19 protein-coding genes are annotated in these 18,090 nt (G+C 72.2%); 5 read left to right on the top strand and 14 right to left on the bottom strand.

The genetic code is table 11. The features are described from left to right. Positions 1–181 precede the first annotated feature (181 nt). The 6 genes from OG948_RS44855 to OG948_RS44880 all read right to left on the bottom strand — a co-directional run bounded on the left by OG948_RS44855 (position 182) and on the right by OG948_RS44880 (position 6,785). Positions 182–1,003, bottom strand: coding sequence for an ATP-binding cassette domain-containing protein (locus OG948_RS44855; RefSeq protein WP_331770764.1), 822 nt, complete (start codon positions 1,001–1,003; stop codon positions 182–184). Then, complete coding sequence (locus tag OG948_RS44860) at positions 1,000–2,010, bottom strand: ABC transporter ATP-binding protein (protein ID WP_331770765.1); 1,011 nt, start codon at positions 2,008–2,010, stop codon at positions 1,000–1,002. The genes OG948_RS44855 and OG948_RS44860 overlap by 4 nt, the downstream gene beginning before the upstream one ends. Next, positions 2,010–2,888, bottom strand: coding sequence for an ABC transporter permease (locus OG948_RS44865; RefSeq protein ID WP_331770766.1), 879 nt, complete (start codon positions 2,886–2,888; stop codon positions 2,010–2,012). The genes OG948_RS44860 and OG948_RS44865 overlap by 1 nt, the downstream gene beginning before the upstream one ends. Then, complete coding sequence (locus OG948_RS44870; protein ID WP_331770767.1) at positions 2,885–3,835, bottom strand: ABC transporter permease; 951 nt, start codon at positions 3,833–3,835, stop codon at positions 2,885–2,887. Before OG948_RS44870 ends, OG948_RS44865 begins: the two co-directional genes overlap by 4 nt. A 43-nt stretch (positions 3,836–3,878) precedes the next feature. After that, on the bottom strand, positions 3,879–5,525 hold the full coding sequence (locus tag OG948_RS44875) for an ABC transporter substrate-binding protein (protein ID WP_331770768.1): 1,647 nt from the start codon (positions 5,523–5,525) through the stop codon (positions 3,879–3,881). A 123-nt stretch (positions 5,526–5,648) separates the two neighbouring features. Beyond that, positions 5,649–6,785 carry a C45 family autoproteolytic acyltransferase/hydolase gene (locus OG948_RS44880; RefSeq protein WP_406300898.1) on the bottom strand — a complete coding sequence of 379 codons (1,137 nt, stop codon included), beginning with the start codon at positions 6,783–6,785 and terminating at the stop codon, positions 5,649–5,651. Between the two features lie 208 nt (positions 6,786–6,993). Between OG948_RS44880 and OG948_RS44885 the strand changes: the two genes are divergently transcribed. After that, complete coding sequence (locus OG948_RS44885) at positions 6,994–7,923, top strand: MurR/RpiR family transcriptional regulator (RefSeq protein ID WP_406300618.1); 930 nt, start codon at positions 6,994–6,996, stop codon at positions 7,921–7,923. 85 nt (positions 7,924–8,008) lie between these two features. Here OG948_RS44885 and OG948_RS44890 read toward each other — a convergent pair whose 3' ends face one another. The 3 genes from OG948_RS44890 to OG948_RS44900 form a co-directional block, all read right to left on the bottom strand. Then, positions 8,009–8,794: a hypothetical protein gene (locus OG948_RS44890; RefSeq protein WP_406300619.1), complete on the bottom strand. Its 786-nt coding sequence runs from the start codon at positions 8,792–8,794 to the stop codon at positions 8,009–8,011. Positions 8,795–8,880: 86 nt separating this feature from the next. After that, on the bottom strand, positions 8,881–9,708 hold the full coding sequence (locus tag OG948_RS44895; protein WP_331770772.1) for an ABC transporter permease: 828 nt from the start codon (positions 9,706–9,708) through the stop codon (positions 8,881–8,883). Further along, positions 9,705–10,637 carry an ATP-binding cassette domain-containing protein gene (locus tag OG948_RS44900; protein ID WP_331770773.1) on the bottom strand — a complete coding sequence of 311 codons (933 nt, stop codon included), beginning with the start codon at positions 10,635–10,637 and terminating at the stop codon, positions 9,705–9,707. The genes OG948_RS44895 and OG948_RS44900 overlap by 4 nt, the downstream gene beginning before the upstream one ends. A 123-nt stretch (positions 10,638–10,760) precedes the next feature. Between OG948_RS44900 and OG948_RS44905 the strand changes: the two genes are divergently transcribed. From OG948_RS44905 to OG948_RS44915, 3 genes are all read left to right on the top strand, one after another. Next, positions 10,761–11,972, top strand: coding sequence for a sensor histidine kinase (locus OG948_RS44905; RefSeq protein WP_406300620.1), 1,212 nt, complete (start codon positions 10,761–10,763; stop codon positions 11,970–11,972). Further along, complete coding sequence (locus tag OG948_RS44910; RefSeq protein WP_331770775.1) at positions 11,969–12,619, top strand: response regulator transcription factor; 651 nt, start codon at positions 11,969–11,971, stop codon at positions 12,617–12,619. The genes OG948_RS44905 and OG948_RS44910 overlap by 4 nt, the downstream gene beginning before the upstream one ends. A gap of 274 nt (positions 12,620–12,893) precedes the next feature. Next, the gene (locus tag OG948_RS44915; protein WP_331770776.1) at positions 12,894–13,070 is read left to right on the top strand and encodes a CGNR zinc finger domain-containing protein; all 177 of its coding nucleotides are present in this window, start codon (positions 12,894–12,896) and stop codon (positions 13,068–13,070) included. Positions 13,071–13,143: 73 nt separating this feature from the next. On the opposite strand, the gene OG948_RS44920 is transcribed toward OG948_RS44915, so the two are convergent. Together OG948_RS44920 and OG948_RS44925 are read right to left on the bottom strand one after the other, a co-directional pair. Further along, complete coding sequence (locus OG948_RS44920) at positions 13,144–13,482, bottom strand: hypothetical protein (RefSeq protein ID WP_331770777.1); 339 nt, start codon at positions 13,480–13,482, stop codon at positions 13,144–13,146. Positions 13,483–13,639: 157 nt separating this feature from the next. Continuing rightward, entirely contained in the window at positions 13,640–14,281 is a 642-nt protein-coding gene (locus OG948_RS44925; RefSeq protein WP_331770778.1) for a DUF7003 family protein, read from the bottom strand. Positions 14,282–14,895: 614 nt separating this feature from the next. Here OG948_RS44925 and OG948_RS44930 point away from each other — a divergent pair. Further along, a complete protein-coding gene (locus OG948_RS44930) occupies positions 14,896–15,408 on the top strand; it encodes a VOC family protein (RefSeq protein ID WP_331770779.1) in 513 nt (170 codons plus the stop codon). Between the two features lie 67 nt (positions 15,409–15,475). Here OG948_RS44930 and OG948_RS44935 read toward each other — a convergent pair whose 3' ends face one another. The 3 genes from OG948_RS44935 to OG948_RS44945 all read right to left on the bottom strand — a co-directional run bounded on the left by OG948_RS44935 (position 15,476) and on the right by OG948_RS44945 (position 17,842). Beyond that, positions 15,476–16,042 (bottom strand): dihydrofolate reductase family protein, encoded by a 567-nt coding sequence (locus tag OG948_RS44935; RefSeq protein WP_331770780.1) that lies wholly within the window; start codon positions 16,040–16,042, stop codon positions 15,476–15,478. A 190-nt stretch (positions 16,043–16,232) separates the two neighbouring features. After that, a complete protein-coding gene (locus OG948_RS44940) occupies positions 16,233–17,483 on the bottom strand; it encodes a DUF6596 domain-containing protein (protein ID WP_331770781.1) in 1,251 nt (416 codons plus the stop codon). Further along, positions 17,480–17,842 carry a YciI family protein gene (locus tag OG948_RS44945; RefSeq protein WP_331770782.1) on the bottom strand — a complete coding sequence of 121 codons (363 nt, stop codon included), beginning with the start codon at positions 17,840–17,842 and terminating at the stop codon, positions 17,480–17,482. The genes OG948_RS44940 and OG948_RS44945 overlap by 4 nt, the downstream gene beginning before the upstream one ends. Positions 17,843–18,090: the final 248 nt, after the last annotated feature.

Consider the following 18,090-nt stretch of genomic DNA (forward strand, 5'->3'; position numbering starts at 1 on the left):
TGCGCGTCAGCCCGCCCTGCGCGCTAATGGTCTAGGCCAAAGTGGTCCAGACCAATAGAGCGTGTCAAGGTTTTCTCCGCGATCCGACTCCGTTTACCTCGCCGTCCCCAACCGGTTACGCTCCGCAGCGGCCCGATTCCCGTCCCCACGCCCGTTTTTCACCGCCCTCCTCGCGCCGCGCTCACACGGTGAGCGCCTTGCGCAATCCGGCCACCGAGGCCGGGTCCCAGCCCGGGCGCGGGGCGGAGCCGACCAGGAGGCGGGTGTACGCGTGGCGCGGGTCGATCAGGATGTCGGCGGTCGGTCCCTGTTCCACCGCGACGCCCCGGTACAGCACCAGGATGTCGTCGGTGACCTGCTGCACCACCGCGAGGTCGTGACTGACGAAGACCAACGCGACGTTCGTCTCCTCGCGCAGTTCGGTGAGCAGGTGCAGGATCTGCGCCTGGATCGACACGTCCAGTGCGGAGACCGCCTCGTCCAGCACCAACACCCTGGGCCGGGCCGCCAACGCCCGCGCGATGGACAACCGTTGCCGCTGCCCGCCGCTGAGTCGGTGCGGCCGGGCACCGGCCTCGCGGGTGCCCAGACCGACCTGGTCCAGCAGTTCGCGCACCCGCCGATCGCGGTCCGCCTCGCCGTGCAGCCGCAGCACGCCGGCCACGCACTGGGCGGCGGTGAGCCTGGGGTCCAGCGAGACGTACGGGTCCTGGAAGACCATCTGGATCTCCCGGGCCCGACGCAGTCGTTCCGGGCCGCCCTTGGCCCGCGCCGCGCGCGGGCGCCCGTCCACCGCGATGGTGCCCGCGTCCGGACGGATCAGCCCGACCAGCATGCGCGCGATCGTGGTCTTGCCCGAGCCGGACTCGCCGACCAGGCCGAGCGAGCCGCCCGGCGGCACGGTGAAGGAGATGTCGGACGCCGCGACCGTGCGCTCGGCGCGCCGGCCCGGGAGCGCGAACTCGCGGCACAGTCCGTGTACTTCAAGAGCAGGGGTGGTCATCCGAGCACCTTCTCCGCGGGGTGGTCCAGGTCGGTGCGGCGGCACGTCACCCGGCCGCCGTCGGGAAGTTCGCGCGCGACCGGCCGCCAGGTCTCGCACGCGGTCTCCGCCACCGGACAGCGCGCGACGAACGGGCAGCCGGGGAAGGCGTCGTCCAGCGACGGCGGTCGGCCGGGGATGGGCCGGATCGGGCGCGGGTCGCCCAGCTCGGGCGTGCAGGCCAACAGACCGGCGGTGTACGGGTGGCGCGGATCCTCGAACAGGCTCGCGGCGGTGCGCTCCTCGACCACGCGCCCCGCGTACATCACGTACACCCGGTCGCAGTAGGCCGCCGCCAGGTGCAGGTCGTGCGTGATGAACAGCAGGCCCAGGCCGCGCCCGGTCCGGTGCTCGCGCAGGATGGCCAGGATCTCGGCCTGCGTGGTCACGTCCAGCGCGCTGGTCGCCTCGTCCGCGAGCAGCAGTTCCGGATCACCCGCGAGCGCCGCCGCGATCACCACCCGCTGGAGCATCCCGCCGGAGAGTTCGTGCGGGAACTGGCGCAGCCGCTCGGCCGGGCGCACGATGCCCACCGCCTCCAGCAGGCGCAGCGCCTCGGCGTACGCCTGCGCCTTCGGCCGATCCAGAGTGTGGATCAGTCGTTCGGTCAGGAAGTCGCCGATCCGGCGCACCGGATTGAGCGAGGAGCGCGGGTCCTGGTGCACCATCGCCACCCGACGGGCCCGCAGTTCGCGCAGTTCGTCGGTGTCGAGGGTGAGCGCGTCGCGCCCGGCCACGCCCACCCGGCCGTGGATGTGCGCGTCGCGCGGGAGCATCCGCAACACGGCCTTGGCGGTGGTGGACTTGCCCGAGCCGGACTCGCCGACCAGGCCGACCACCTCGCCTCGGCGCACCCGCAGGTCCACCCCGTCCAGCACCGGGCGCCGCGCGCCGGTGCCCGGGAGTTCGACCGTCAGGTCCCGGATCTCCAGCAGTTCGTCCACCGCGTCCGTCCTGTTCTCGACCATCAACGTTCCCTCACCCCCAGGCGGTCGGAGATCCGCACGCCGACGACATTGAAGGCCACCACGACCAGGGCGATCGCGGTGCCGGGCACCAGGGCCGGCCACAACGCGCCCTGCACCAGCGCGGCCTGCCCCTCCTTGACCATCAGGCCCCATTCCGAACTCGGCGGCTGGGCGCCGAAGCCCAGATAGCTGAGCGTGGCCATGCCCATCAGCACCTGACCGAACATCAGCACCAGGTAGCCGATCAGCGACGGCGCCAGGTTGGGCACCAACCGCCGTACGCAGATGGCGAATCCGCCCATGCCCTGCACCCGGTAGGCGTCGATGTACGGCTTGGCCCGCTCGGCCAGCGCGATGCTGCGGGTGTACTTCGCCACCACCGGCGAATAGGCCAGCGCGAGCGCGATCACCGCGGTGGTCAGCCCGTCGCCGAACACCGACACGATCAGGATCACGAACAACAGCCCGGGAAAGGCGAACATCACGTCGGTGACGCGCGAGACGAACGCGTCCACCCAGCCGCCGTGCCACGCGGCCAGCGTGCCCAGCGCGATGCCGATCACCGACGCGAGCGCGAGCAGCGCCAGCGGCGCCACCAGGCTCGGCCCGGCGCCGTGCAGCACCCGTGAGAGCAGGTCCCGCCCGGACTGGTCGGTGCCCAACACGTGCGCGCCGTCCGGCACCGCGAGCGAGGCGTTCAGATCGATCGCGTCCGGTTCGTACGGTGCCACCAGCGGCGCCAGGACCGCCGCCAACGCGGTCAGCAGCAGGAATCCGGCCGCGATCCGGAACGAGATCGGCCAGGTCCGCTTCCTGGGACGGGCCGGCTTCGAGGGCGCCGCCGGGACGGGCCGCGCGCCGGCTTGGAGAAGAGTCATGCGGCGCTTCCTTCGAGGCGCACCCGCGGATCGATCAGCGGGTGGACGAGGTCGACGAGCGTGGTGACGAGCATGTACGCGAGCACCATGAGCAGCAGCACGGCCTGGGTGACCGGGAAGTCGTGCGTGTTGATCGCCTGGACCAGCAGCGAGCCCATCCCGCTGATCCCGAACGCGGTCTCCACCACCACGGTGCCCGCGAACAGGCTCGCGGTGATCAGGCCGCACATGGTGACCACCGGCGCCAGCGCGTTGCGCAGCACGTGTCGACGGATCACCTTGAACTCGGACAGGCCCGCCGCGCGGGCCACGGTGACGTGGTCCTGCGCGTACTGCTCCAACATGCTCTGCCGGGTCACCCGGCTGACCACGGCGAGTTCGCCCAGCGCGAGCGAGAGCGCCGGCAGCGTGAGGTGGTGGAGTCGGTCGCCGAAGCCCTCACCGGCGCCGGTGACCGGGAACCAGCCCAACTGCACGCCGAGGAAGGCGACCAGGGCCAGGGCCTTGACGAACTTGGGGATGGACGCGAGCAGCGTGGTGACCGCGACGATGATCGAGTCGACCCGCCCGCCGCGCACCGCGGACAACACGCCGAGGGCGATCCCGACCACCACGAACAACACCGCGGAATAGCAGACCAGGAACAGCGTGGTGGGCACGCGCGAGGACACCAGGTCCGCGACCTGGTCGTGGTACTGCATCGAGCGGCCGAGGTCGCCGTGCAGCACGCCGCCGATCCAGTCCCCGTACTGCACCCACAGCGGGTCGTCGAGGTGGTAGGCGGCCCGGACGGCGGCCAGTTTCTCCGGCGTCGCGTCCTCCTGTCCGCCGACCAGGAACGCGGCCGGATCGCCGGGGGCGGCGTAGATCGCGCCGAAGATCACGAAGGACGCGGCGAACAGGGTGACGAGCAGCCCAAGGGTGATGCGCAGGGCGCGGGCGGGCATGGTGGTGACACCTCCGAAGGCGACGGGAACGGGCTTGGTGGGATCAGCCCTTGGTGCCGAGGTCGGCCAGCCACGGGTAGGCGACGTTGGCCATCGAGGCCGGCGCGCCGGTCAGCTTGGCGCTGGTGACCAGCACGTTGGGCACCTGGACCAGCGACAACCACACCGCGTCCGCGGTGAACCGGCGCTCGGCCTCGACCAGCAGCCTGGCCCGGGCCGCGTCGTCGGTGGTGCGCAGCGCCTCGTTGACGACCTTGTCGTACTCGGGCGAACTGAAGCCGACCCAGTTGTTGTTCGAGCCGGTGAGCGCGTTGTCGTAGAAACCGGCCGGGTCGGCCTTGGAGATGTACCAGTCGTCGGCGAACATGTCGACGCTCTTGCGCAGCGCCTGGTCGGTGTACAGCGAGGTGAAGTCCGCGCCCGACATGGTCTTGATCTCGGCCTTGAGGCCGATCCTGCGGGCGGCGTCCACCACCGCGTTGGCGATCAGGTTGCGGGTGGGCGTGCCGTCGTTGGCGACCACCAGGGTCGGCGCGGCCGGGCCGACCTCGGCGATCAGCTTCTTCGCCGCGTCCAGGTCGGCGGCGGTGGGCTGCGCCGGAGCGCCCTGGAGCGCGTCGTAGCCGGCCTGGAAGGTGGCCTTCTCGTAGCCCCACGCGCCCGGTCCCAGCGGGGTCTTCCACGGCGTGGCGAGTCCGGCGAAGGCGGCCTTGGCGATGCCCTGGCGGTCCAGCGCGAGCGAGAGCGCGCGCCGCACGCGCGGGTCCTTCATCCCGCCGCGCTCGGTGGGGATCAGCGTCCAGGCGCGCGAGGAGGAGCCGTAGGAGACGGTGAGCGCGCCGTTGCCGGCCAACGGCGGCACCGCGCTCATCGTGGTGAGGTAGGTGCCGTCCGCGGCGCCGGTGGTCATGCTGTTGACCATGGCGTTCTCGTCCGCCCAACCGAAGGTGGCCGAACGCACCAGCGGCTTGCGGGACTTGTCCCAGTAGGCGTCGTAGCGCTCCAGGGTGATCCGGCTGCCGGCCTTCCACTCCTTGAGCGTGTACGGCCCCGAACACGCGTCGGTGCGCCCGGGCGTGCCGTAGTCCTTGCCCGCGGGCTCGGCCTGTTCGCGGTCGAGCACGATGCCCGCGTTGCCCGCCAGGGCTTTGGTGAACAGCGCGTCGGGCTCCTTGAGCCGCACGGTGACCTCGGTGTCGCCGGTGCGCTCGATGGACTGCACCCGCTCGAACTCGTCCGACTCGTTGTTGCCGTCGGCCGCGTGCCGGCGCAGGCTCCACACCACGTCGTCGGCGGTCATCGGCGAGCCGTCGTGGAAGGTGACGCCGGCGCGCAGCTTGAGTACGAACGTGGTGGGGTCGGTGTAGGTGCCCGAGTCGGCCAGGTGCGGGCGCATGCTCAGGTCGGGCTGGGTCTGGAACAGGCGCTCGCAGACGTTGGCGAGCACCGCGTTGGAGTCGCTGTCGGATCTGACGTCCAGGTCCAGTGACTTGGGTTCCTTGGCCAGCAGCCACTTGACGTTGTCCACCGCGCCGGCGGCCTTGGCGGTGGTGTCGGTCAGCGCGAGGTCGGCGGGCTTGCCGGGGGCGCCGGCCGCGTTGTTGCCGCCGGCGTTCTTGGCGGAACACGCGGTGGTCAGGCCGAGCAGGGCGGCCAGTCCGAGTGCGGTGAGGGTGCGAGTGCGGGACATGCGACTCTCCGGGGGATGCGGGGGGGAGGGTGGGGTGGGGTGGGGTGGGGCGCCGGGGCGGGCGTGCTGCGGGCGCGGCCCGGGACGGGTGTCGGCTTCGGGCGCCGCCGGGGCGGGTGGCCTTCAGGCTCCGCCGGGTCCGTCGTGCAGGTTCCAGGGCAGGAGTTCGTACTCGTGGTCGCACGGGGTGCCGGCGGTGACGCGGTATTCGCCCGTGGTCAGGTCGACGCAACTGGAGAGCAGCGTCGCCCATTGCCGGACCGCCGGCCGGGCCGGATCCGGGTGGGTGCACAACGATTCGGGGTAGCCGAGGTGGTCGGACATCGCGGCGTGGATCAGTTTGCGGGTCTCGGCCGGGTCGCCCGCGTCCCGGCAGCGCCGCAGTCCGGCCTCGGCGCGCGGTACGCGAAGCAGCGAATCCGGGGCCGCGGGACGGTAGTTCGCGGCCAGTTGCGCGGGCATGAAGGCCTGGTAATGGTTGCCGTGCACGAGCAGGCCGTCGGTGGGGTACATCCAGCCGTTCGCGCCGGGGGTGGTCTCGATGTCGATCGCGAAGCCCTCGCGGTGGGTGAGCAGGGCGTTGCTGGCGATGTGCGCGCGGGTGCGGAAGAGTACGTCCAGCGCCTCGGCCGGGTTGGCGCAGTCCAGCACCCGGCGGCGGATCAGCGTCTGCGGGATGCCGACGGCGTGGTCGAAGCGCCCGCCGAGGCCGTTGGCGTTGAGCGCGATGCCGGCCGAGTTGGCACCCTGCCGGCCGATCTGGCCCGCCTCGACCTGCATCACCACGGTGGGCTTGCCGGGCTGCACGACGCGCACGACCATGACCGTCGCGCGCACGCCGTAGCGCCAGTCCCAGTTCTGGCCCGCGTACACGTGGCCGTCGCCGGAGGCCTGGTCGAGCAACGCGAAGGAGGTGCAGCCGTCGGGGTTCTCCGCCGGCGCGGGTGCTCCCATCTCGGCGAAGGTGTCGTCGTAGATGATCTCGCCTCGGGCGTTGAGCGCGAGGATGTCGAGCAGGTCGAGGCCGGCGCCCTCGGCGATCCCGGCCATCTCCTCGACCAGGTCGGGGGCGAAGGCGCGGGAGGGGGCGAGCCAGTGTTCGGCCCGCTCGGTGACCTGACGCCAGGTCAGGCCACCGGCCGCGCCGAAGGCCTCGGTGTAGTAGTCGACCGCGGTACGGATCAGCGCGCTCGCCCCTTCGCCGTACTGGCGACCTCGGGTTCGAGGCTCGCCGACGATCTCGATGGTCGGAAGGGACACGCCACTCACGTCGTCTCCTGGGTGCTGGGGGTTCGGCAGCGATGCGGGTGCTGCACGCTGTCCTGGGGTCCGCGAGCCTGGTGACGCTCGCTGCGACGCGTGCCGTGACACGTGTCGTAACGCTCGTCGCGCTGCTCGTCGCACCACGTGTCGTAACGTTCATTACGAGTTCGCGGTAATATGTATTGCACGTTGCATGAGGAGAGTAATGGTTGATACCGGGGAGTCAAGAGGCGTGAGCGAACAACAACCGCAGAATCCGGCGCTGGCCCGGCTCCGGGCGGCGATCCGCGATCAGTGGGACGACCTGTCGCCGGCCGAGCGGAACGTGGCCCGCTATCTGACCAACTGCTCCCCCGAGCAGGTGCTCTTCGCCAGCGCGCAGGACCTGGGCGCGAGCATCGGCGTCAGCAACGCCACGGTGGTGCGCACGCTGCAACGACTGGGGCTGGGCGGACTCTCCGCGCTCAAGCGCGACATCGCCGCCGACTTCAGCACGGACGTGGCCCCCGAGGTCAGGCTCCGGCAGCGGATCAGCCAGGTCGGCCAGGACCTCGACGGAATCCGGGCCCGGGTCTACGACGAGGCGATCGAGCGGCTGGAGCACGGCCGGGCCAACCTCGACGCGGACGCCTTCCGGCTGGCCACCGAGTTGCTCGCCGACGCGAGCGAGGTGCTCGCGTACGGCGTCGGCGCCTCCGAACTGGCCGGGCGCCACCTGGCGCTCAAGCTCAACCGGATGGGCCGCCGGGCCCGCTTCGTCGGCACCACGGGCTTCGGGCTGGCCGACGAACTGCTCACGCTGCGCCGCGCGGACGTGGTGGTGATGTTCGTCCCGGGCCGCTTCCTGCGCGACATGGAGGTGCTCCTGGACCGCGCCCGGGTGGTCGGCGCGCGCATCGTGGTGGTCACCGACGAACTGGTCGAGCGCCTGGCCGACACCGCGGACGCGGTCCTGTACGCGCCGCACACCCCGACCGGCATCACCGCCGAATCACTGGCCGCGATCGTGCTCAGCGACGCGCTGCTGCTGGCGGTCGCCTCGTTGGACGAGACCCGCTCGGTCGAGCATTCCCATCAACTGACGGCCCTGCGGGCGCAGTTGCTGGAGCCGAAGGAGGGCCGACCCCGGCGCTGAGGCGGGGGCTTCGGCCGGGGTCGGCGCTTCGGTGGGGGCGACGCGTCGCGGGGCCGGTGCGTCGCGGGGCCGGTGCGTCGGCGGGTCACACGTCGCGGCGGGCGACGACAGTCGTCGCGGCACACAGCACGGCGACCGGCCACAGGAGCAGGGCGAACCACGATCGCGGCACGGAGCCGGAGGTACCTGTGCCGACCAGGGTCGTCCAGGCGTTCCGCGGCATCATCTCGGCCGCTTCGGCGACGACCCGGTTGCCGTCGGTCGGCACGAGCTCCGGCAGCACGAGCGACAGCGCGAAGACCGCGCACAGCGCGCCCGCGGGGTGTCGCAGGAACACGCCGAGCGCCAGGCCGACGATCGCGGATACCGGCGGCAGCAGCGCGGCGGCGGCGAAACCGCGCGCCACGCCGGGCTCGGTGATCGCCATGCCCAGGTGTTTGCCGGACAGGACGGCCTGGGACGTACCGAACGACACCGCGGCCGTCACCACACCGACGGCCGAGGTGACGGCGGCCAGGACCGCCGCCTTGGCGAGCACCACCCGGCGCCGGTCCGGGACGGCGACGAAGGTGGTGCGGATCGATCCGTTCGCGTACTCGCCCGCGATGGACAGGGCACCGATCGCTCCCGCGCCGACCATCAGGAACGCCCAGGTCCCGTGGTTGAACGAGGCGCTCACCCGATCGAGATCGGCCCGCCCGCGTGCGCCGATCACGTCCACGCGCGAGCAGGTCGACCACGCCACGCAGGCGGTGAACACCGGAGCCAGGAGCAACGGGAGGCGGAACAGGCGCAGGCAGGACAGTTTGCTCCACTCGGCGGCGAACAGATCGCGGAGTCGCGCGCGGGGGTCGGCGTCGGGAACGCGCACGGGAGCCGACTCGGGAAGGCACTCGGGAACGCGCTCGCGCGCCCCGCTCGCCCGCTGCCCGCTCCCCTGTCGCGGCGCGGCGGGCATCACACGTCCCGGCGGCGCAGCAGCAGTTGCACCGCGATCGCGACGAGGGCCCAGCCGGCGAGTGCGCTCCAGGCGGCGGTGACCGAGGGGATGCGTTCGACGACGTGGCTCGTGTTCATGACGGTCAGCCGCCCCCACGCGTACGCGGGCATCGCGTTGACCACGTGCGCGCTGTGCTCGGCGCCGAGCAGGGGAATCCGCCCCTTGGCGACCACCGGGCCGAGCAGGAAGAAGACCAGGACCGCGAACACGGACCCCGCGGTGTTGCGGATGATCGACGCGATCGCCATCCCGATCAGCCCGCACACCGCGACCATGGCGGTGGTGCCCGCGACGCTGCGGCCGACGCCGGGCGTGCCGGCGGAGAAGGCGGTGATCCGGTCCCCGTACGCGACGAAGGTGGCCGCCCAGACGCCGACGCCGACGAGCAGTCCGAGCAGCGCCAGTACACCGGTCACCACCACCGCCTTGGCCGCGAGCACTCGGCCCCGGGCCGGGACCGCGATGAACGTGGTGCGGATCAGGCCGCTCGCGTACTCCCCGGCGACCGTCATCGCGCCGATCGTGCCGGCCGTGGCCATCAGCAACAGGAACAGCGGGAAGCGGAAGGCGCCGTGCGCCGGGTCGAACTCCTGCCGCTCGGACGCGGACATGGTCGGCCACGCGTCGTGGGTGACCGCGGCCGAGTCATGGGCGAACCAGACGTAGAACGGCACGAGCAGGCCGAGCACGACGGGAGTCGAGCGCAGCGAACGCAGTTTGATGCATTCGGCGCCGATCAGGTCGAGCCATCGGGCGGGCGTCGTGGCGGTCGCGAACGTGGTCATCGTCCCCCCGTCCCTTCCACCGACGCGGCGGCGCGATGGCGCACGCTGTCCGCGGTGAGTCGCATGAACGCCTCCTCCAGGGTCGCGCCCCGGGTACCCACCTCGTGGACCATCACCCGGTGCGTGAAGGCCAGTTCGTTGACCCGCTCGGCGGTCGAGCCGGTCACGGCGAGCGTGTCCGGCCCGGTGCGGTCGACCGAGGCACCGGCGTCGATGAGCACCCGGGCCAGGGCGTCCGGGTCGGGGGTGCGGACGACGACCCGGCCGGTGCCGGCGCGGGCGGCGAAGTCGGCGAGCGACTCGTCGGCGATCAGTCGACCGGCGCCGATGACGACGAGGTGGTCGGCGGTGTGCTCCATCTCGCTCATCAGGTGACTGGAGACCAGTACGGTGCGGCCCTCCGCCGCCAGTTCGCGAAACAGCCCGCGGGCCCAGCGGATGCCCTCCGGGTCCAGGCCGTTGACCGGTTCGTCGAACAGCAACACGGGCGGGTCGCCGAGCAGCGCGCCGGCGATCCCCAGCCGTTGGCGCATCCCGAGCGAGAAGGCGCCGATCCGCCGCGCGCCGACCTTGCCGAGGCCGACCGTGGCCAACACCTCCCGGACCCGGCCCCGGGGCAGCCGGTTGCTGCGGGCGAGCGCCCCCAGGTGCGCGTTCGCCGTACGGCCGTTGTGTACGTCGTTCGCGTCCAGCAGCGCGCCGACGTGCCGCAGCCCGGTGCCGAACGCGCGGAAGGGGCGGCCGTCGATGGTGGCGGTGCCGCTCGTGGCGGTGTTCAGGCCGAGCAGGACGCGCAGCGTGGTGGTCTTGCCCGCGCCGTTGGGCCCCAGGAACCCGGTCACCCGTCCCGGGCACACGGAGAAGGTCAGGCGGTCCACGACCGGTGCGCCGCGGCCATAGGACTTGGTGAGTTCGTTGATGTCGATCACACCGTCGAGGCTGCCGCCGGCCGAGGTCGGCGCGCATCGGCCCGTGGCCCGTGCGGCATCCTTCCACGGGATGCAGCCTGTGGGCTGATTCGCTCGCGGTCGGTGGCCGGCTAGTGTCGTCGGGTGCCACGAGCCCCGAAGTCCTCCGCCCTGCCGGCCCGGTTGTCGTCGCCGCGCGGGTTGGCGACGCTCGGTTGGTGTGCGATGCCCGCGTTCGCGCTGCTGGTGTACGGCACGATGCCGCTGCCCATGCACCCGGTCTTCCTCCCGCCGGATCGATTCGTGCGTCCGGACCCGTGGGCGCTGGGAGGTCTGGCCGTGCTGATCGCGCTGCCGATCGGCTGGGCCGGTCGTCGGCCGTTGCCGGTGCTCGGGCTGTTGCTGGTCGAGGCGTTCGCGGCGCGCACGTTCGGGGTGCGGACGTGGCCGTTGTTCCTGGCCGCGGACGTACTGGTACTCCAGGTCGCGATCACGTGCGCGCGCCGGGCCGCGGTCGCGGCTCTGGTCGGCGTGTTGACCTGCTGGGGCCTGGTGGTCGCCGCCTACCTACCCGTGACCGAGGCCTTCGCCGCGCTCACCGGCCGGTCCTCGATGCTCGGCGTGACCACCGTCGGGGCCTGGGTGCTGGGCAGTTGGATCCGGCTGCGCCAGGACCACGCCGAGGAGTTGCGCGCGCAGGCGGCGATCCGGGCGGTGCAGGCCGAGCGGCTGCGGATCGCGCGCGAACTGCACGACATGGTCGCGCACAGCATCGGCGCGATCGCGATCCAGGCCGGCGCCGCGAAGCGGGTGATCGAGACGCAGCCGGCCGGGGCGCGCGAGGCGCTGGGCGTGATCGAGACCACCAGTCGGGAAACGCTGACCGGGTTGCGGCATCTGCTCGGCGCGCTGCGCGAGCCGGACTCGGGTCGGCCCGTGGGTCCCGCGTCGGCCGCACCCGCCGCGCCCGCCCCGAATCTGGCGGATCTGGAGCGGTTGGTGGCCGGCACCGCCGACGCCGGGGTCCGGGTCGATGTGCGGTGGCGGGGGCCGCGGCGGCCGCTGGCGGCCGAGATCGAGTTGTCCGCGTTTCGGATCATCCAGGAGTCGGTGACCAACGTGGTGCGGCACGCGAACGCCGCGCACTGCCGGGTGTCCGTCGAGTACGGGGCGGACGAGTTGTGCCTCGAGATCGTCGACGACGGGGGTGGGGTCGGCGGCCGGTCGGTCGGGCAGCCTGGGGCCGGTTACGGCATCGCCGGGATGCGGGAGCGAGTCGGTCTGTTGCGGGGGCAGTTCAGTTCCGGACCGCGGCCGGAGGGCGGCTTCCGGGTGGCCGCGAGATTGCCGGTATGACGATCCGGGTCGTGCTGGCCGACGACCAGCCGGTGGTACGCGCGGGGCTGCGCATGCTGATCGCCGACATCCCGGACATCGACGTGGTGGGCGAGGCGGGCACCGGTGCCGACGCGGTCCGACTGGTGCGCGAACTCGACCCCGACGTGGTGGTGATGGACATCCGGATGCCGGTGATGGACGGCATCGAGGCCACCCGGATCATCAAGGCCGAATCCGCGTCGACGCGCGTGGTCGTCCTCACCACGTTCGACGAGGACGAGAACGTCTACGGCGCGCTGCGGGCCGGGGCCGGCGGGTTCCTGGTCAAGGACATGGTGTTGGAGGACATCATCGCGGCGGTCCGGGTGGTCGCGGCCGGCGACGCGCTGATCGCACCCGCCGTCACCCGCCGACTGATCGCGGAGTTCGTCGACCGGGCACCCGTACCGCGCACCCGTCGAGGCCGCGAGATCGACGGAATCACCGACCGCGAACGCGAGGTGCTGACCCTGATCGGACGCGGCCGATCCAACGGCGAGATCGCCGCGGAACTGTTCATCACCATGGCAACGGCCAAAAGCCACGTGGCCCGCCTCCTGGCCAAACTCGACGCGCGCGACCGAGTGCAACTGGTCATCGCGGCCTACGAGTCGGGCTTGGTCTGAGCACACGGCGGCCGAGCCCCCCGCCCCGGCCACTCCTTCCGTCGTCGAGGGTGGTTCGGCGTGCCGGCGCGGCCCGCGGTACGCCCCGAGTCCGCCGTCGCGGGCGGGCCGGCCGGCAGCCGCGGATCGTGCCGCGCCGCCGTCGCGGCGGCGTGGGCGGGTCGGCGGCTCGGTGCGGGCCGAGGGAATCCGGAGCCGGGGGTGCGGGCGGGTTGGGGGTTGGGAATGGCTCGATGTGTGGGCGTGGCGGTTCCCGCGGGGTCAGTGGTTGGGGGTGGCCAGTACGTGTCGTCACGCCGCGTGGGGCCAATGCGCCGCGCCCGAATGCGCCGACTACTTCATCGACACCGGCCGCCGATCCCCCCAGCGCTACTGCACCACCCGCTGCGCCACCCGAGTACGCGTAGCGACCCACCGCGCCAACCGTGCGGGCCCACAACCACACGGCTGACCACAGCAAAGTTGCCCGCCGCCCCGTCGGACGCGCCCCGGGTGAGCCGTCTCCTCGATTCGAACCGCGGTGGTCATGCTCGGTCTGCCCTCGAGGCGGGTCCGGTGTTCTCGGTCGGCGGGCCGGACGTGGTGGATCGGGGGACCGGGCGGCGGCGATGTACGACGACCAGGATGTCGGCCCAGGCGATCAGGGCCGCGGTCGCGCAGAGGGCGGCGGCAAGGATCCACAACGCTCGGGCGGCGGCCAAGTCGATGTCGGCCGCCACGGCGCACAGCGTGGCGGCCACGATGAAGACGGGTAGCGCGATTCCGGCCCAGGCCAGACGTGGGGCCAACGGGCCGGTCCCGGCGGGTGGTCGGGGGCCGCCGGAATCCTGACCCGGTGTCGGGCGGGCGGCTGAGGCAGTCATGATCGAAACCTACCCAGGGGTGCAACAACCACGCGCCGGCGCCTCCCCCCGATCCACCGCCGACCGGTGGCCGATGGCGGGCGGCGGGTAGCCGGTGGCGCGAACTCGCGGCGCCGAAGGGCGTGGGGCGGTTGTGCGGAGACCGGCCGTGCGGCGGCTACAGGGTTCCGGCGTACGGCCAACAGGACCAGTGGGTGTTCGCCGGAAGAGTCGGCCGGTATCGGGTCGGGTCCCCGGAGTCCAGCACGTCGGCGATCATCCGGAAGGTCTCGTGCCGGCCGGGCGGGACGTCCCCGAAGTCCTCCGGTTGATTCCACTCGTCCAGCCGGAGCAACTCCGGCAGGTCGGAGGGAATGTCGGCCCGCAACTCGGTCTCGTCGGCGAGCAGGAGCCCCTTGTTGGCCGGCGCCAGTGAACGGAACACGTCCTGCAGCGGGGTACCGGCCCCGGCATGGGCGCCGACCGCCAACGCGGTGCCACGGACCACCACCGGCACTCCGCCCGCATAGACCTCGGCGCCGTCGGGATCGATCTCATCCATGTTGTCCACCCGTGCCAGGAAATCGCCGAAGCCGGGTTCGCCGCGCGTCAGGCAGTTGCCGAAGCGGTGCATGACGTCGGTGAGATTGCCACCGCGTGGGTCGTAGCCCAGCAATTCCGCGACCATCGCCCAGCGCGTGGTGTCGCCGAACAGGCTGATCCGCACGTCGACCGGGTAGTAGTAGCCGTTGTCGAGATCGGGGAACTCCGCCTCGTCCGCGCAGAGATCGAACTGTCCGAGAATCGAGGAGGTCGTCATCACAACCGCAGGCTACGGCGCGTCTCGACCTCCGGTCGGGCCCCGCGCAACGAGCGAACCCGGCGAAGGACCCGAAGGGCGGATGCGGCGCGCGGCGTGATCGTGACGGGCGAGGGTTCGCACACACGCCCGCCCCGGTGCCGCGCCCCATCGGGGTCGTCTCGCGGCGTCCGCGAGACGACCCCGTGTGACGCCACAGCTCGAAGGGCGGGGGCGGAAACCGTGGCGGGAGCGGGGGCGGTGGCGCCGGCGGGATCCCGGCTTCCCTCGGGCGTACGAGTCGTATCGCGACGCCGGTGGGCCGAGCCGGCGCGCGTCCCGCGGCCACCTCACTCTCGGGCCCGGCCCTACAGCCCGCGAGGTCCCCGGGTCGCAGACCCGCGGTGCGCAGGACGTCGGCCGGCCGGTCGCTGCCTTCGTCGAGACCGCGGGGAGGGGACGCGAGGACGACTGCCGGCCGCCGCCGCTCGGGTGGCCGGTGTCGACGGGGCCGAGGAGTCGGTCGTCGGTGGTCGCGCCACTTTCGTCGTCGACGCGGTGTCGGGACGGCCGTGTTCTCGATATCGTGCATGGTGCACCGAAGTTGCTCACCGTCGGGCGAACAGGAGCACGGCATGGCCGTACCGGTAGCGCTGAACCACCTCGCCTACCAGACCCGCGATCTGGTCGCGACGCACCGCTTCTGGACCGAGGCGGTCGGCGCCGAGCTCGTGGGCGCGGTCCGCGAGGAGTCCCGGACCACCAGCAGCGGCGAGGTCACCGCACCCTTCCTGCACGTCTTCTACGCGCTCGCGAGCGGTGAGTGCATCGCGTTCTTCGACGTGGCGAAGGCGTACGCGCCCGTGCCCGACGGTCTCGAATGGTGGACCCGGCACGTCGCGCTCGCCGTGGACTCCGTCGCCGAAGTCGACGCGATGGCCGAGCAGATCCGTCGACACGGGGTCGAGGTCCGAGGCCCGATCGACCACGAAGGCGTCTGGTACTCGGTGTACTGCTTCGACCCCAACGGCGTGCACCTGGAAATCACGCACCAGTCCCGCCCGTTGACCGAACAGGACGCCGCCGAGGCCCGAACCGCCTTGCACGGCTGGCTCGCCGATCGCGCGGCCGGCAAACTCCCGGGCTGAGGGCGGCCCGCCGGCTGCCGGGTCCCGGCCGAACCGCCCGGGGCCGCCGCCGAGACGGGAACGACCGCTACTCGCCCACTCGTTCGTAGCGCAGCAGGACGGTGCGCGCGTCGAAGGTCCGCGACTCGACCAGCGCCAACGGGTGCCGGGTCTCGTCGGCTCGGAAGACCGGCTTGCCGCCGCCGAGGATCACCGGGTGCACGAAGATCAGGTATTCGTCGATCTGGCCGAGCCCGGTGAGCGCGTTGGCCAGTCCGGCCCCGCCGGTGAGCAGGATGTCCTTGCCGGGCTCCTGCTTGAGCGCGGCGATGTCCTCGGCGAGGTTCGCGCCGATCACCTCGGCGCCCCACTCGGCCCGCTCCAGCGTGGCCGAGACGACGACCTTCCGGGTCGCCCGCCAGACCGGCGCGAACCGCAGGTCGTGCGGGTCGGTGGAGATCGTCTCGACGATCGGCCAGTAGCCGGCCATCATCTCCCACACGACCCGTCCGTACAGGAACGTGTCGACCCCCGCGTTCAGTGTCTGCCCGAAGTCGGACAGCTCCGGGCCCATCACCGGCCAGTCGAATTCGCCCTCGGGGCCCTCGATGTAACCGTCGAGCGACTGGTGGACCATATAGAGGATCTTGCGCATGTCGGGCTCCTGACAGTGTCGGTCTTCGGTGTTCTCACGGGGAGGTCGGAGCCGGCCCGCGCTCCTCGACACCTCCCGGCGGATTCCCGTGAAGAGTTTTCGAGACTCCGTGCGCACGGGGCACACGGGGCGCACGGGCACACGGGCGGGCGAAGGTGCCCCGTGCCCGGGCACCCCACCGGGCACCGGTTCACCCCTCGCCGGTCACCCGCGCCGCGCGTATCTCCAGGTAGCGCCGCTCCGGCAGGCTGGTGGTCCGGCGGGCCGCCGTACGGTACGCCTCCCGGGCCGCTTCGCCCTCGCCCGCCAGTTCGAGCAGATGGCCGCGGACCGCCCAGAAACGGTGGTGCCCGGTCATCCGCTCGTCATCGGCCAGTGTGTCGAGCAGATCCAGGCCGGCTCGGGGGCCGTGCGCCATCGCCGCCGCGACGCTCTGGTTGAGGGTGACCATCGGGCCCGGCGACAGGTGCGCGAGCAGGCGGTACAGCGCGAGGATCTGCGGCCAGTCCGTGGCGTCGGCGTGCGCCGCCTCGGCGTGCACCGCGGCGATCGCGGCCTGCACCTGGTACGGCCCCGGCGGGCCCCAGGTGAGCGCGTCGGTGACCAACTCGGTGCCCTCGCGGATCGCCTCCGCGTTCCAGCGGCTCCGGTCCTGCTCGGCCAGCGGGATCAGTCCGCCGTCCCGGGCGGTACGCGCGGCCCGGCGGGCGTCGGTCAGCAACATCAGCGCGAGCAAGCCGGACACCTCGCCGTCGTCCGGCCGCAACCGGCGCACCGCGCGGGTCAGCCGGATCGCCTCGGCGGTCAGGTCGGTGCGCAGCAGATCGGGGCCCGAGCCGGCGGTGTAGCCCTCGTTGAAGATCAGATAGAGCACGTGCAGCACCGCGCCCAGGCGCTCGATCGACTCGGGCCCGACCGCACCGCCGAACCGACCGCCGGCGGCCTTGATCCGCTGTTTGGCCCGACTGATCCGCTGCGCCATGGTGGCCTCGGGCACCAAGAACGCGTCGGCGATCTGCGCGGTGGTCAGGCCGCCGACCGCGCGCAGCGTCAAGGCGACCTGCGAGGCGCCCGTCAGCGCGGGGTGACAACACAGGAACAGCAGGGTCAGCGTGTCGTCGCGGTTGCCGGGCGCGTCCTCGTCGGGCGCGGGCGAGACGTGTTCGTCGGCCGGGGCCCGCGCGGCGAGCCGCTCCTCGCGGTTGCGCCGCGCCCGCTCGCTGCGCCAGTGGTCGATCAGCCGCCGGTCGGCCACGGTGAGCAGCCAGCCCCACGGACTGTCCGGGATCCCCTCCACGGGCCACTGCACGGTGGCGGCCAGCAGCGCCTCCTGGACCGCGTCCTCGCAGGCGTCGAACTGGCCGTGCCGGCGGACGAGCACGCCGAGGACCTGCGGGGTCAGTTCCCGCAGCAGGCCCTCGACGTGCGCGTCCGGGCTCACATCTCCGTCCCGGAATCCGTCATCACCGGGCGTACCTCCATCGCCCAGTACCGGGCGTCCGGCCAGCGTGCGGCGATCTCGACGGCTCGCTCGGTACTCTCGCACTCGACCAGCAGATAGCCGGCGAAGTGCTCCTTGGCCTCGACGAACGGGCCGTCGGTGACCGCCGGTACACCGTCACGGACCCGGACCGTCCGGGTCTGCGCGGGATCGGCGAGCGCCTCGCCGCCGAGCAGTTCCCCGGACGCGGTGAGCTCCGCCATCAGGGCGTCGACCTCGCCGAACAACTCGGTGCGCTCCGCCTCGGAGAGTTCCTCCACGAATCCCGGGCGGTTGTGGATCAGCAGCATGAACTTCATCGGGTGCCTCCTGGTCGCTCTGGTCTGTTCGGGTCGGCCCACACGGTGCACACGATCCACGCGGTCCGCGCCCCCGCTCGGTCCGATCCGGTTGCGAGTGGCCCGATCGGGGGTGCTCGGGATCGGTCTCCCGAATCCCCCCGGCGGGCCACTCGCAACCGGGTCGGAGCCGGCCGACGGTTCTCGACATCCCGGCGCACAGAATGTCGGACCGATGCGCCGAGCACGATCGCGCCCTCCCGAACCCT

It is taken from the genome of Embleya sp. NBC_00888 (genome assembly GCF_045207655.1).
Lineage (GTDB): Bacteria > Actinomycetota > Actinomycetes > Streptomycetales > Streptomycetaceae > Embleya.